We start from the raw sequence: 13,292 nt of genomic DNA, 5'->3' as shown, positions 1-13,292 counted from the left end.
AGGCGCCCAGCGCCAGCACCATCCCCAGCGTGGCAGCAAAAAAAGCCCTCGGCGGAGCCGGCAGGCGTGCCCACATCCACACACCCGGTTTCCCGGCGTTAATTCCAGTTCGCATCGGTTCCCTCTCTTGATGAATTCATTGGCCCGTGGCAACGGGGGCGACTCTGCCGTGGAAGGCGCCGAACATCAAGACTTATTTTGGGCACCCGGCGCGATTCAGCCCGCAAGCAGGAACGCACGGACAAAGCAAAACGGCGCCCCAGGGCGCCGTTTGCAGATGCCGACGTGGGTCAGCGGGGCAGGTCCGAATAGCCCATGAGGAACTCGTCCACGGCCCGCGCAGCCTGTCGGCCTTCGCGGATGGCCCAGACCACCAGGCTCTGGCCGCGCCGCATGTCGCCGGCGGCGAACACCTTGGGCACGTTGGTGGCGTAGCCGCCGTCAAAGTCGGTCGTTGCGCGGGCGTTGCCGCGGGCATCCTTGTCCACGCCAAAGGCCTCCAGCACGGCGGCCACCGGGCTCACGAAACCCATGGCCAGCAGCACCAGGTCAGCCTTGAGGACTTGCTCGCTGCCGGGCACTTCCACCATCTTGCCGTCCTTCCATTCGACGCGCACCGTCTTGAGCCCGGTGACCTTGCCCTTCTCGCCCAGGAATTCCTTGGTCGAGATGGCAAATTCGCGCTCGCAGCCTTCTTCGTGGCTGGAGCTGGTGCGCAGCTTGATGGGCCAGTAGGGCCAGGTCAGCGGGCGGTTTTCTTCGGCGGGCGGCTGGGGCATCAGTTCGAACTGCGTCACGCTGGCAGCGCCGTGGCGGTTGCTGGTACCCACGCAGTCGCTGCCGGTGTCGCCGCCGCCGATCACGATGACGTGCTTGCCATCGGCGCGCAGCTGGCCCTTGAGCTTGTCGCCGGCGTTGACCTTGTTCTGCTGCGGCAGGAACTCCATGGCGAAGTGGATGCCGTCCAGGTCGCGCCCAGGCACGGGCAGATCACGCGACTGCTCGGCGCCGCCGGTCAGCAGCACGGCGTCGAACTCCTTGTGCAGCTGCTCGGGCGTCACGGTTTCCTTGGCCCAGTTGGTCACCTTGGAGCCCTTGCCCAGGCCGTCCTTGGCCGCGCCCACGAACACGCCCGTGCGGAACACCACGCCTTCGGCCTCCATCTGATTCACGCGGCGGTCGATGTGCGACTTCTCCATCTTGAAGTCGGGAATGCCGTAGCGCAGCAGGCCGCCGACACGGTCGTTCTTCTCGAACAGGGTCACGCTGTGGCCGGCGCGCGCCAGCTGCTGGGCTGCGGCCAGGCCGGCCGGCCCGCCGCCCACCACCGCGACCTTCTTGCCGGTCTGGTGCTTGGCGGGACGCGGCTGCACCCAGCCGTGCTCCCAGGCGCGGTCGATGATGGCGTGCTCGATGGACTTGATGCCCACCGGGTCGTTGTTCACGTTGAGCACGCAAGCCGCCTCGCAGGGGGCGGGGCAGATGCGGCCGGTGAACTCGGGGAAGTTGTTGGTGGAGTCCAGCACGGCCCACGCACTCTTCCAGTCCTGGTGGTACACCAGGTCGTTGAAATCCGGAATGATGTTGTTGACCGGGCAGCCGTTGTTGCAGAACGGCGTGCCGCAGTCCATGCAGCGGGCGCCCTGCAGCTTGGCCTGCCCGTCATCGAGGCCGATGACGAATTCCTTGTAGTGCTTCAGGCGCTCCGCGACGGGCTTGTAGCCCTCTTCGATGCGCTCGTACTCCATGAAGCCCGTGGTTTTTCCCATGACGATGTCCTTGTCTATGAATGCTGTGCGAAGGGGAGCGGCGTGGCCTTACTTGGCAGGAACCGCTGCATTTTTGGTAGCAGCTACCGCTGGTGTAGCGGACTCCTCCAGCACTTTTCGTTCATAAATCTCGGCCAGCGCGCGCTTGTACTCGGTCGGGAAGACCTTGACGAACTTGCTGCGCGAGGCGGCCCAGTTGTCCAGCAGTTCGCGCGCGCGCTTGCTGCCGGTCCAGCGGTTGTGGTCTTCCAGCAGCTTCTTGAGCTGGGCCTCGTCGGTCTGGCCGTTGTGCCAGATGGAACGCGGTACCGTGGCCTCCTGTTCGGTGGCGGGCAGGATGCGCTCCAGCGTCACCATCGCCATGTTGCAACGGGTGTCGAACTGGCCGTCCTCGTCGTAGACGTAGGCCACGCCGCCGCTCATGCCGGCCGCGAAGTTGCGCCCGGTCTTGCCCAGCACCACCACGGTGCCGCCCGTCATGTATTCGCAGCCATGGTCGCCCGTGCCTTCCACCACCGCCGTGGCGCCCGACAGGCGCACTGCGAAGCGCTCGCCGGCCACGCCGCTGAAGAACGCCTCGCCCGTAGTGGCGCCGTACATCACCGTGTTGCCCACGATGGTGTTGCGCACCGCGTCACCGCGGAAGTCGATGCTGGGGCGCACGATCACGCGGCCGCCCGACAGGCCCTTGCCGGTGTAGTCGTTGGCGTCGCCGATCAGGTACAGCGTGATGCCGCGGGTGAGGAACGCGCCGAACGACTGGCCGCCCGTGCCTTCCAGCTGGATGCGGATGGTGTCGTCGGGCAGGCCTTCGGGGTGCACGCGGGTGACCGCGCCGGACAGCATCGCGCCGACCGAGCGGTTCACGTTGCGCGCCACTTCGATGAACTGCACGCGCTCGCCCTTTTCGATGGCGGGCTTGCTGCGCTCGATGAGCTTGCGGTCCAGCGTGTGGTCGATGTTGTGGTCCTGCTTTTCCACATGGAAGCGGGGCACGTCCGCAGGCACGGCGGGCTGGGCGAACAGGCGGCTGAAATCCAGGCCGCGGGCCTTCCAGTGCTCCACGCCGGCGCGCACGTCCAGCAGGTCGGTGCGGCCGATCAGGTCGTCGAACTTGCGGATGCCCAGCTGGGCCATGATCTGGCGCACTTCTTCGGCAATGAAGAAGAAGTAGTTCACCACGTGCTCGGGCTTGCCCGAGAACTTCTTGCGCAGCTCCGGGTCTTGCGTGGCCACGCCCACGGGGCAGGTGTTCAGGTGGCACTTGCGCATCATGATGCAGCCCTCGACCACCAGCGGGGCCGTGGCAAAGCCGAACTCGTCGGCGCCCAGCAGCGCGCCGATGGCGACGTCGCGGCCGGTCTTCATCTGCCCGTCGGCCTGCACGCGGATGCGGCCGCGCAGGCGGTTCAGCACCAGGGTCTGCTGGGTCTCGGCCAGGCCGATTTCCCAGGGGCCGCCCGCATGCTTGATGGACGACCAGGGAGAAGCGCCCGTGCCACCGTCATGGCCGGCGATCACGACGTGGTCGCTCTTGCACTTGGCCACGCCTGCGGCAATGGTGCCCACGCCCACTTCGGACACCAGCTTGACGCTGATATCGGCGTGTGGAGCCACATTCTTCAGGTCGTGGATCAGCTGCGCCAGGTCTTCGATGGAGTAGATATCGTGGTGCGGCGGGGGCGAGATCAGGCCCACGCCCGGCACGCTGTGGCGCAGCTTGCCGATGTAGTTGGAGACCTTGCCGCCAGGCAGCTGGCCGCCTTCGCCGGGCTTGGCGCCCTGGGCCATCTTGATCTGGATCTGGTCGGCCGACGACAGATATTCCGCCGTCACGCCAAAGCGGCCCGAGGCCACCTGCTTGATGCGGCTGCGCAGCGAGTCACCGTCCAGCAGGGGCAGGTCGACCTCGACGTTCTCGGCGCCGATCACGCTCTTCAAGGTGTCGCCCTTCTTGATCGGGATGCCCTTGAGTTCGTTGCGGTAGCGGCGCTGGTCTTCGCCGCCTTCGCCGGTGTTGCTCTTGCCGCCAATGCGGTTCATGGCCACGGCCAGGGTGGCATGGGCTTCGGTCGAGATGGAGCCCAGCGACATGGCGCCGGTGGCAAAGCGCTTGACGATCTCCTTGGCGGGCTCGACTTCGTCGATCGAGATCGCCTTGGACGGGTCGATCTTGAACTCGAACAGGCCGCGCAGCGTCATGTGCCGCTTGCTCTGGTCGTTGATGATCTGGGCGTATTCCTTGTACGTGTTCCAGTTGTTGGCGCGCGTGCTGTGCTGCAGCTTGGCGATCGCATCGGGCGTCCACATGTGGTCTTCACCACGGGCGCGCCAGGCGTATTCGCCACCGGCGTCCAGCATGGTTTCGAGCACGGGGTCGTCACCAAACGCAGCCTTGTGCATGCGGATGGCTTCTTCGGCGATCTCGAACACGCCGATGCCTTCCACGCGGCTGGCGGTGCCGGTGAAGTACTTGCCGACGGTCTCGGAGTTCAGGCCGATGGCCTCGAACAGCTGGGCGCCGCAGTAGCTCATGTACGTGCTCACGCCCATCTTGGACATGATCTTGGACAGGCCCTTGCCGATGGCCTTCACGTAGTTGTAGATGGCCTTTTCAGCCGACAGATCGCCGCCCAGCTCCTTGTGCATCTCGGCCAGGGTTTCCATGGCCAGGTAGGGGTGAACGGCCTCGGCGCCGTAGCCCGCCAGCACCGCAAAGTGGTGCACTTCGCGGGCCGTGCCGGTCTCGACCACCAGGCCGGCTGTGGTGCGCAGGCCTGCGCCCACCAGGTGCTGGTGGATGGCGGACAGCGCCAGCAGCGCGGGGATGGCCACCTGCGTGGCGCTCACGGCGCGGTCGCTGATGATCAGGATGTTGGCACCGCCCTTGATGGCATCCACGGCCTGCGCGCACAGCGACGCCAGCTTGGCTTCCACGCCCTCACGCCCCCAGCCCAGCGGGTAGGTGATGTCGATGGTCACGCTCTTGAACTTGCCTTGCGTGTGCTTCTCGATGTGGCGCAGCTTGGCCATGTCGGCGAAGTCGAGCACGGGCTGGCTCACTTCGAGCCGCATGGGCGGGTTGACCTGGTTGATGTCCAGCAGGTTGGGCTTGGGGCCGATGAAGCTGTTGAGCGACATCACGATGGCCTCGCGGATCGGGTCGATCGGCGGGTTCGTCACCTGGGCGAACAGCTGCTTGAAATAGTTGTACAGCGGCTTGTTCTTGCCCGAGAGCACGGCCAGCGGGCTGTCGTTGCCCATGGAGCCGATGCCTTCCTCGCCGTTCCTGGCCATGGGGGCCATCAGGAACTTGATGTCTTCCTGCGTGTAGCCAAAGGCCTGCTGGCGGTCCAGCAGGGGCAGCGCGGCGGCTTGAGGCGTGGACGCCTCGGCACCCGCCTTAATGCTGTCGAGCTTGATGCGCAGATTCTCGATCCACTGCTTGTAGGGCTTGGTGTTGACGATGTTGGCCTTGAGCTCGTCATCGTCGATCATGCGGCCCTGCTCCAGGTCGATCAGGAACATCTTGCCGGGCTGCAGGCGCCACTTGCGCACGATCTTGTTCTCGGGCACGGGCAGCACGCCCGATTCGGAACCCATGATGACCAGATCGTCGTCGGTGATGCAGTAGCGCGAGGGGCGCAGGCCGTTGCGGTCCAGCGTGGCGCCGATCTGGCGGCCGTCGGTGAACACGATGGAAGCCGGGCCGTCCCAGGGCTCCAGCATGGCGGCGTGGTATTCATAGAAGGCGCGGCGGCGCTCGTCCATGGTGGTGTGCTGCTCCCAGGGCTCGGGGATCATCATCATCACGGCCTGGCTGATGGGGTAGCCGGCCATGGTCAGCAGCTCCAGGCAGTTGTCGAACGTGGCCGTGTCGGACTGGTCGGCAAAGCTGATGGGGTAGAGCTTTTGCAGGTCGGACGCCAGCACGGGCGAGGCCATCACGCCTTCGCGCGCCTTCATCCAGTTGTAGTTGCCCTTGACGGTGTTGATCTCACCGTTGTGCGCCACATAGCGGTAGGGGTGGGCCAGCGGCCACTCGGGGAAGGTGTTGGTGGAGAAGCGCTGGTGCACCAGGCCGATGGCCGAGACGCAGCGCTCGTCCTGCAGGTCCAGGTAGTAGGTGCCCACTTGGTCCGCCAGCAGCAGGCCCTTGTAGACCACGGTGCGGCTGGACATGGAGGGAACGTAGTATTCCTTGCTGTGCTTGAGCTTGAGGGCCTGGATGTTGGCGCTGGCGGTCTTGCGGATGACGTACAGCTTGCGCTCCAGCGCGTCCTGCACGATCACGTCGTTGCCGCGGCCGATGAACACCTGGCGCAGGATGGGCTCCTTCTTGCGCACGGTGGGCGACATGGGCATGTCGCGGTTCACGGGCACATCGCGCCAGCCCAGCAGCACCTGACCTTCGGCCTTGATGGCGCGCTCCATCTCCTGCTCGCAGGCCAGGCGGGAGGCGTGCTCCTTGGGCAGGAAGATCATGCCCACGCCATATTCGCCGGCGGCGGGCAGGGTCACGCCCTGCTTGGCCATCTCTTCACGGTACAGGGCATCCGGAATCTGGATCAGGATGCCGGCGCCGTCGCCCATGAGCTTGTCGGCCCCCACGGCACCACGGTGATCGATGTTCTCCAGGATCTTGAGCGCCTGCGTCACGATGTCGTGGCGCTTGATGCCCTTGATGTGGGCCACGAAGCCCAGCCCGCAGGCGTCGTGCTCGTTGCCCGATGAATACAAACCGTGTTGTTGCAGATGCTGGATCTCGGCAGCCGTGGTCATGGCGCACTCCTCATATTTTTCGCAGGGAGTGGGAGATTAGTGCATTGCAACATGCTTTGGCAAGCGAATTAATTGGGGTCGGATCTCAATTAAGCCCAACAAGGATTGTCAGAAATATTTATTGGGGACACATTAAAAAGAGCCGCAGAGCGCCCCGAGACCGCGCGCGGCCCGGCCCTATTCCGATGGCCGGGCCGCCGGGGGACGCCCCGCCCGGCCGCGCGCCACCCGGCGGGGCGTGCGCTGCTGCAGGGCCTCCACAAATTCCGGCGTGCCCAGCGCCCAGCCACCGAGCGCTGAATCCGTGAGCGCCTGCTGCTCGGCCGTGCCGATGCCGGCCTGCACCCGCTGGGCGTAGGCGGCCTCGCGCGCAAAGGGGGTGTTGCCCAGGGCCCAGTACTGCGCATGGGGCGTCAGCAGCCGGTCGTTGCGCAGCCCCACCCAGTGGGCGTGGCTGGACCAGGGGTAGTCTGCAGGCTGGGCTACCAGAGCAGCCCGCACGGGGTTCCAGTCCAGGTACACCATGGCGGGCAGCAGGTAGCGCTCCGGCTCCAGGATGGCGCAGCGGTAGCGGCCTTCCCAGAGGGTGCCTGTACGGCCATGGCGGCGGTTGAAGTACTGCACGTAGCGCCGCCCCACGGCCTGCATCCATTGCGGCAACCCCTCGGCGGTGGACGGCGTGGCCAGCAAGTGGAAATGGTTGCCCATGAGCACATAGGCGTGAACGGCGATGCCATGCCGGGGCGCGTTGTCCGCCAGCAGGGCCAGCATGGTTTCATAGTCTTCGCGGTCCGCGAAGATGGGCTGCCGGTTGTTGCCCCGCTGGAGGATGTGGTGCAGATGGCCCGGCAGGGTCAGTCGGGGCAGTCGGGCCATGGATCAGCCCGCCGTGGCAACCCCGGCAGCAGCCGTCCCGTCCCCAAGGTGCAGGCCGAAACGCGCTGCCAGCGATGTCTCCAGGCCAAACTCTGCCAGGATGGCCCGCAGTCGCTCCGCGGCGCTGCGCTTCTTCTGCCCCGTGAACCGCGCGATGATGAGTTCGTTCTTGAGGCTGTGCTCCCAGCCCACGAGTTCAGTCACCGTCACCTGGTAGCCGCTGGCTTCCAGGTGCAGGCACCGCAGCACGTTGGTGATCTGGCTGCCCAGTTCGCGGGTGTGCAGCGGGTGGCGCCACAGCTCGGCCAGGGGCGTGCGGGCCAGTTGCAGCGCTTTGCCCTGGCGCAGGCACGCGGCGACTTCCGCCTGGCAGCATGGCACCAGCACCATGGCGCGGGCCTTCTTTTGCAGGCCGAACGCGATGGCGTCATCGGTGGCGGTGTCGCACGCGTGCAGCGCGGTGACCACGTCGATCTGGGCAGGCAGCTCGTTCATGTCCGCCGACTCGGCCACCGAGGCGGCCAGGAACGACATCCGGTCAAAGCCCAGGTGCCGCGCCAGCTGGCGCGACCGCTGCACCAGCTCAAGCCGGGTTTCCACCCCGTAGATGTGCCCCCGCCCGAGGGCCCGGAAGTACAGGTCGTACAAGATGAAGCCCAGGTAGGACTTGCCTGCGCCGTGGTCCGCCAGCGTTGGCGCATGGTCGTCCGAGGACAGCTCTGCCAGCAGGGGCTCGATGAAATTGAACAGGTGGTAGACCTGCTTGAGCTTGCGCCGGGAATCCTGGTTGAGGCGCCCCTCGCGCGTGAGGATGTGCAGCTCCTTGAGCAATTCCACCGACTGTCCGGGGCGCAGCTCCAAAAGCTGCGGCGCATCGGCCGGGGCGGGCTTGGCCTGCGGATTGCCACGGGCAGCCGTGTGGGGGGACTTGGTGCGGCTCATCAAACTTTCCCCTGGGACGGCCCGGACGCAGGAAGCTCCGGCGGGGTGGGCCCCACATCCAGGGCCGTCCACCCGGACATGCCCAAGGACTGCAGCACCTCGATGTTGCGCTCGTAAATCATCTCCGCGTCCGGAAAGACGGCCACCGCCCGGTCAATGCTGTCTTCGCGCAGCAGATGCAGCGTGGGGTACGGCGCGCGGTTGGTGCAGTTGGACACATCGTCCACCGCCGTGCCGGCAAATTGGAATTGCGGATGAAAGCTGGCAATCTGCAGGGTTCCATCGAGCTCCAGGTCGTCCAGCTGTGCCTCGGCCACCTCCAGAAAATCATTGAAGTCCAGAAAATCCTGCAGGCAGTTGGGCAGCACCAGCAAGGTGGTGTCCCGGACCTCCGCCGGTGCAGCCGCCAGTGCGCTCAGCTCGCTGCGCAGCAGCGCCAGGACTTCGGCCGGGTCGTCGCTCAGCGTCACGGCGTAGTGAACCTGCCCTTTGGTATGAACCCCCTTTGCGAAAGGACACAGGTTGAGCCCAATCACAGCGCGCTCCAGCCACCGAACGGTATCGCGGACAAACGGCGCAGCGGCTTCGCCCGGGGCGGCCTGCGCTGCAGGGAGAGTGGTGGTCATGAGGGGGAGTTGCAGAGGGGGAAGCGGCCGATTTTACGGCGCCCTCCCCCTCTGGGGTGGCGGCTCAGTCGAGAAGCCGGCGCCCTGTCAGCCGCTCGTGCTCGCGCGCGGCGAAGCGGTCCGTCATGCCCGCGATGAAATCCGCCACCGCCCGCGCCCTCAGGGGACCGTCGTCTGCGCACGCACGCTGCGCGAACGCGGGCTTCATTTCCTGCGGGGCCGCCGTGTAGGCCGCAAACAGGTCCCGCACCACCTCCCGCGCACGGGCCGTGGTTTCGGTAACCCGCGGGTGGCGGTACAGGTTCTTGAAGAGAAACCGCTTGAGCTCCAGCGACCGCGCGCGCATGGCGTCGCTGAACATCACCAGCGGCGGAGACTCGCGCACCGCCTGCACGCTGCGCGGACGGTGCGCTTCGAGCGCTGCCTGCGTGGCGCTGATCACGTCGTACACCTGCTCGCTGAGCATCCGCCGTATCGCTTCGTACAGCAGCCTGCGCTGGCGCGCCGGACTCGCCAGATCCGGGTGTTCGGCAAGCGCTGCGGCACGGTAGCGGTCGAACAGAGCCACCTCCTGCAATTGCCCCAGCGTGATCAGCCCGGACCGGACCCCGTCGTCGATATCGTGCGCGTTGTACGCAATCTCGTCGGCAAGATTGCACAGCTGCGCTTCCAGGCTCGGCTGTTCGCGGCGCAGAAAGCGCGCCCCGACGCCGCCGGGCTCCGCCTCTTCCAGTTGCTGGGCGTGCGCCCGCGAGCAGTGCTTGAGGATGCCTTCGCGCGTCTCGAACGTAAGGTTCAGGCCGTCATAGTGGGGGTAGCGCTCTTCCAGCGTGTCCACAACGCGCAGACTCTGCAGGTTGTGCTCGAAGCCGCCGTGGTCCGCCATGCAGGCATGCAGCGCATCCTGCCCCGCGTGCCCGAAAGGGGTGTGGCCCAGATCGTGCGCGAGCGAGACCGCTTCCACCAGATCCTCATTGATCTGCAGCGACCGTGCAATCGAACGCCCCAGCTGCGCGACCTCCAGCGAATGGGTCAGCCGCGTGCGGAACAGGTCTCCCTCATGGTTGAGAAAGACCTGCGTCTTGTAGACCAGGCGCCGGAACGCCGTGGAGTGCACGATCCGGTCCCGGTCCCGCTGGTACTCGGTGCGCGTGGGTGCGGGCACTTCGGCATACCGCCGGCCCCGCGAGGCCCCGGGGTGGCACGCACACGCCGCCAGATCGGAATCAATGCTCAAATTTGCCTCTAGCGCTTATGCACCAAGCGCAAACAGCTATTATTTTAATAGCATCCAATTGGAAATTAGTTGCCGCCGCAACAGGTGTCGATCACCGCCCGTACGTCAGCGTCGGGCGCGGACCGGACGACCGCCTGGCCCGGCCCGTCGATCAGCACAAAACGGATCTCCCCGGCCTCGGACTTCTTGTCCACGCGCATCAGTTGCAGGTAGCGACCTGCGTTGTCCGCGCCATCGAGCACCGGCGCCCGGGTGGGCAACCCCGCCCGGCGGATCAGTGCCGTGAGGCGGGCGACAAAGGCCGGGTCCACCAACTTGAGCCTGCACGACAGCTCCGCGGCCATCACCATCCCGGCCCCCACCCCTTCGCCATGCAGCCACGCGCCGTACCCCATGCCCGCTTCGATGGCATGGCCAAATGTGTGGCCAAAGTTCAGGATCGCGCGCAGGCCGGACTCCCGTTCATCCTGCCCGACCACTGCCGCCTTGATTTCGCAGCTGCGCCGCACGGCATGCGCCAGTGCACCGGACTGCTGGGCCATCAGCGCATCCATGTTCTGCTCCAGCCACTCGAAGAACTGCATGTCGGCAATCGGGCCGTACTTGATGACCTCGGCCAGCCCGGCACTGAACTCGCGCGCCGGCAACGTGCGCAGCACATCCAGATCACACACCACCCGCTGCGGTTGGTAAAACGCGCCGACCATGTTCTTGCCCAGCGGATGGTTGATACCGGTTTTCCCCCCCACCGATGAGTCCACCTGCGACAGCAGCGTGGTCGGCACCTGCACAAACGGCACGCCCCGCATGTAGCAGGCCGCGGCAAACCCCGTCATATCGCCCACCACCCCACCGCCCAGCGCAAACAGCACCGTCTTGCGATCGCATTCGCGTTCCAGCAGCGTGTCGAAGATCGCTTGCAGAGTCTGCCAGGTCTTGTGCTCTTCGCCATCGGGTAGCAGAACTTCATGCACCGCCGCGTAATGCGGAGCCAGCGCGTCCCGCAGTCCCTGCGCGTACAGCGGCGCCACCGTGGTGTTGCTCACGATGAGCGCAGCACTCGCCTTGGGCAGTCCGCCGTAAGAGGTCGGGTCGGCCAGCAAACCGCCGCCAATAGCAATGGTGTAACTGCGCTCGCCGAGGGAAATGGAAACTTCTTGGACTGCTGATGGCATGGTGCGTGGGAGATTTCTTTTGGGCATCGGGCGGGCTGCCCGCCGCGCTTGCTCATTGTGCCTGGAACCTGTGGTGTGGCCGCGGAGCAACCGTTCGGACACTGCAAACGCAGTGGGCCGCCCTGACCAGGAACCAGGCTCAAGGCGCGCACCGTTCACGTCAATGAACGCCGGCCCCTCGCTTGGCTGCGCTGCGGCCCAGCGCCAGGATTGGTCGTGGTATCGCTTCGCCCGGGTACGGAAAGCAATTTCACGCAGGCCTCAGCGGTGCGAATCCACAATAAAAAAAGTCCCTGGCACGCCAGGGACTTTTGGTGTGACGTGGTGGCCGCGCTTATCGGCAGCCACCGCGGCAGACCCCTTTACGGGCAGAGCAACTCTGGAGTGCTCCCGCTTACCACCGTGATGCTAAACCGGCGGGTCACGGTAGCGGCCCCCTTGGTTGCCGTAACAATGAACTGCTGCGGGCCGCAGTTCGCCACCTTGGGCACACCGTTGATAACCCCTGCTGAGCCCGTCGTACCACTCGTCAGCCAAGCCGGCAAGCTCGTAAATTTCCAAGTCACGTCACTGACAGAGGACACGAAGGAGTACGTGAAGTTCACGCCAACAGGCGCAGAACCCAGCGAGCACACCGTATTGGAGTTGCAATCGCCGATCGCAAAGTCTTCTGGAAGGCCGCCCACCAACTTCAACCGCACAGTCGCCGTTGCCGCCAATTTGTTCCGGTCGACGACTGTGACGGTTGCACGGTACTCTCGTTCCTGAGCATCCTTGCTGGCCTTGCCACTGATCATCCCAGAACTGGAGTCAATCGAAAGGCCGGCCGGCAGGCCAGTCACAGACCAGGAATACGGTGGCAACCCACCCGTAACAGTCAACAACGCGGTAAAGGGAACTTCCTTCGTTACGTCACCCAAGTCCACGTCCGCCAAAACCATCGGGCTGGTCAACGCTTCCAATACCGATACTGCCCGGATAGTAGTGATAGGGTCGGTAATGCCATTGCTCACGTTGTTGTCAAAACGATCCGAGGTCAGCTCCAAAAAGATCCGGCCCGTTTCAGTTCCGCTCAACAGCGTAAAAGTTGCAACGCCGCCAATAGAGGGCAACTGCAGCACGCTACCGCTTTGCGCACCAGCCACCAGGCGGGCGCTATCCCCGGCATCCGTTCCCGACAGAATACGGACCTGCACATTGGCGCCCGAAGAGCTCGCAGTGGGCTGGTTGGCGTCATCCATGACAAACGCCTGAATTCCCATCTGGTTGCGAAGGTCCGGGTCGGTACTGTTTTTCGTCCCGAGGTAACCCGGAGTTGCCGCCTCGATCACGACGCTCGCAGGTTTACCAGTCGTCCCCCCCACAGAAATCGTCACGCTAGCCGACTTTTGCTGGTTGTCGCGCGGATCGTTCACAGAGCAGGTAATACGCGCAGTTCCAGCCTGGTCGCCAGCGTGGAAGTGAAAGGAATTTCCGCCAGCGTTAGAGCCTAGCGTAATGTTCCGATATGCAGCGGGGACTTTAATCTTGGTGCCGTTCGGGCCATCTACTTCGACCTCATGCTCCGGCTTTCCATCCAAATAATAAAGCGCACCCGAATCCAAGCCACCCGCAAGATTGCAACCAAAAATATTCTCCCCCCCCGGTATCGGCAGGCTTCCTTTGCGGGCCTCAACATACAAGGTGGTGGTGTAAGGACGGTATGCCCCCATACCAGCCCCCACCATTGCTATATTCAGAGGAAGCTGGCTCTTCTCTGAACGGAGGGTAATAGTGTAGTTTTCCTGGGTATCACCCGCACTGCCACCACCACCGCCACAGGCAGACAAAACGCCCGCCAGCACGAAGGGTAAAAATTTAGCAATCTTCAGCATTTGTCATCCCA

The 13,292-nt window shown here is 64.8% G+C and carries 8 protein-coding genes; all 8 read right to left on the bottom strand.

Annotated features, from left to right (window positions below; all coding sequences use genetic code 11):
* Positions 1 to 290: 290 nt before the first annotated feature.
* The 8 genes from ACOYR3_RS05735 to ACOYR3_RS05700 all read right to left on the bottom strand — a co-directional run bounded on the left by ACOYR3_RS05735 (position 291) and on the right by ACOYR3_RS05700 (position 13,281).
* Positions 291 to 1,769: a glutamate synthase subunit beta gene (locus ACOYR3_RS05735; RefSeq protein ID WP_422845515.1), complete on the bottom strand. Its 1,479-nt coding sequence runs from the start codon at positions 1,767 to 1,769 to the stop codon at positions 291 to 293.
* Between the two features lie 48 nt (positions 1,770 to 1,817).
* Complete coding sequence (locus ACOYR3_RS05730) at positions 1,818 to 6,551, bottom strand: glutamate synthase-related protein (RefSeq protein ID WP_422845514.1); 4,734 nt, start codon at positions 6,549 to 6,551, stop codon at positions 1,818 to 1,820.
* A gap of 177 nt (positions 6,552 to 6,728) precedes the next feature.
* Entirely contained in the window at positions 6,729 to 7,427 is a 699-nt protein-coding gene (locus tag ACOYR3_RS05725) for a transposase (protein ID WP_422845513.1), read from the bottom strand.
* A gap of 3 nt (positions 7,428 to 7,430) precedes the next feature.
* Positions 7,431 to 8,369, bottom strand: a complete 939-nt coding sequence (locus tag ACOYR3_RS05720; RefSeq protein ID WP_422845512.1) for a class I SAM-dependent methyltransferase — start codon at positions 8,367 to 8,369, stop codon at positions 7,431 to 7,433.
* Positions 8,369 to 8,995 carry a DUF1415 domain-containing protein gene (locus tag ACOYR3_RS05715; RefSeq protein ID WP_422845511.1) on the bottom strand — a complete coding sequence of 209 codons (627 nt, stop codon included), beginning with the start codon at positions 8,993 to 8,995 and terminating at the stop codon, positions 8,369 to 8,371. Before ACOYR3_RS05715 ends, ACOYR3_RS05720 begins: the two co-directional genes overlap by 1 nt.
* A 64-nt stretch (positions 8,996 to 9,059) precedes the next feature.
* Complete coding sequence (locus ACOYR3_RS05710; protein WP_422845510.1) at positions 9,060 to 10,232, bottom strand: deoxyguanosinetriphosphate triphosphohydrolase; 1,173 nt, start codon at positions 10,230 to 10,232, stop codon at positions 9,060 to 9,062.
* 65 nt (positions 10,233 to 10,297) lie between these two features.
* Positions 10,298 to 11,434, bottom strand: a complete 1,137-nt coding sequence (gene aroB, locus ACOYR3_RS05705) for a 3-dehydroquinate synthase (protein ID WP_422845509.1) — start codon at positions 11,432 to 11,434, stop codon at positions 10,298 to 10,300.
* Between the two features lie 335 nt (positions 11,435 to 11,769).
* Positions 11,770 to 13,281 (bottom strand): Ig domain-containing protein, encoded by a 1,512-nt coding sequence (locus ACOYR3_RS05700; protein ID WP_422845508.1) that lies wholly within the window; start codon positions 13,279 to 13,281, stop codon positions 11,770 to 11,772.
* Positions 13,282 to 13,292: the final 11 nt, after the last annotated feature.

Origin of the sequence: Acidovorax sp. M2(2025) (genome assembly GCF_049330835.1) — a bacterium.
Lineage (GTDB): Bacteria > Pseudomonadota > Gammaproteobacteria > Burkholderiales > Burkholderiaceae_C > Acidovorax.
Note: the sequence above shows the minus strand (reverse complement) of the source record. Positions and strands in the feature narration are given on the sequence as shown.

Bases quoted from the DNA above. Each gene is read 5' to 3' on its own strand.
- ACOYR3_RS05735 (WP_422845515.1), bottom strand. From the start codon at position 1,769: ATGGGAAAAACCACGGGCTTCATGGAGTACGAGCGCATCGAAGAGGGC.
- ACOYR3_RS05730 (WP_422845514.1), bottom strand. From the start codon at position 6,551: ATGACCACGGCTGCCGAGATCCAGCATCTGCAACAACACGGTTTGTAT.
- ACOYR3_RS05725 (WP_422845513.1), bottom strand. From the start codon at position 7,427: ATGGCCCGACTGCCCCGACTGACCCTGCCGGGCCATCTGCACCACATC.
- ACOYR3_RS05720 (WP_422845512.1), bottom strand. From the start codon at position 8,369: ATGAGCCGCACCAAGTCCCCCCACACGGCTGCCCGTGGCAATCCGCAG.
- ACOYR3_RS05715 (WP_422845511.1), bottom strand. From the start codon at position 8,995: ATGACCACCACTCTCCCTGCAGCGCAGGCCGCCCCGGGCGAAGCCGCT.
- aroB (WP_422845509.1), bottom strand. From the start codon at position 11,434: ATGCCCAAAAGAAATCTCCCACGCACCATGCCATCAGCAGTCCAAGAA.
- ACOYR3_RS05700 (WP_422845508.1), bottom strand. From the start codon at position 13,281: ATGCTGAAGATTGCTAAATTTTTACCCTTCGTGCTGGCGGGCGTTTTG.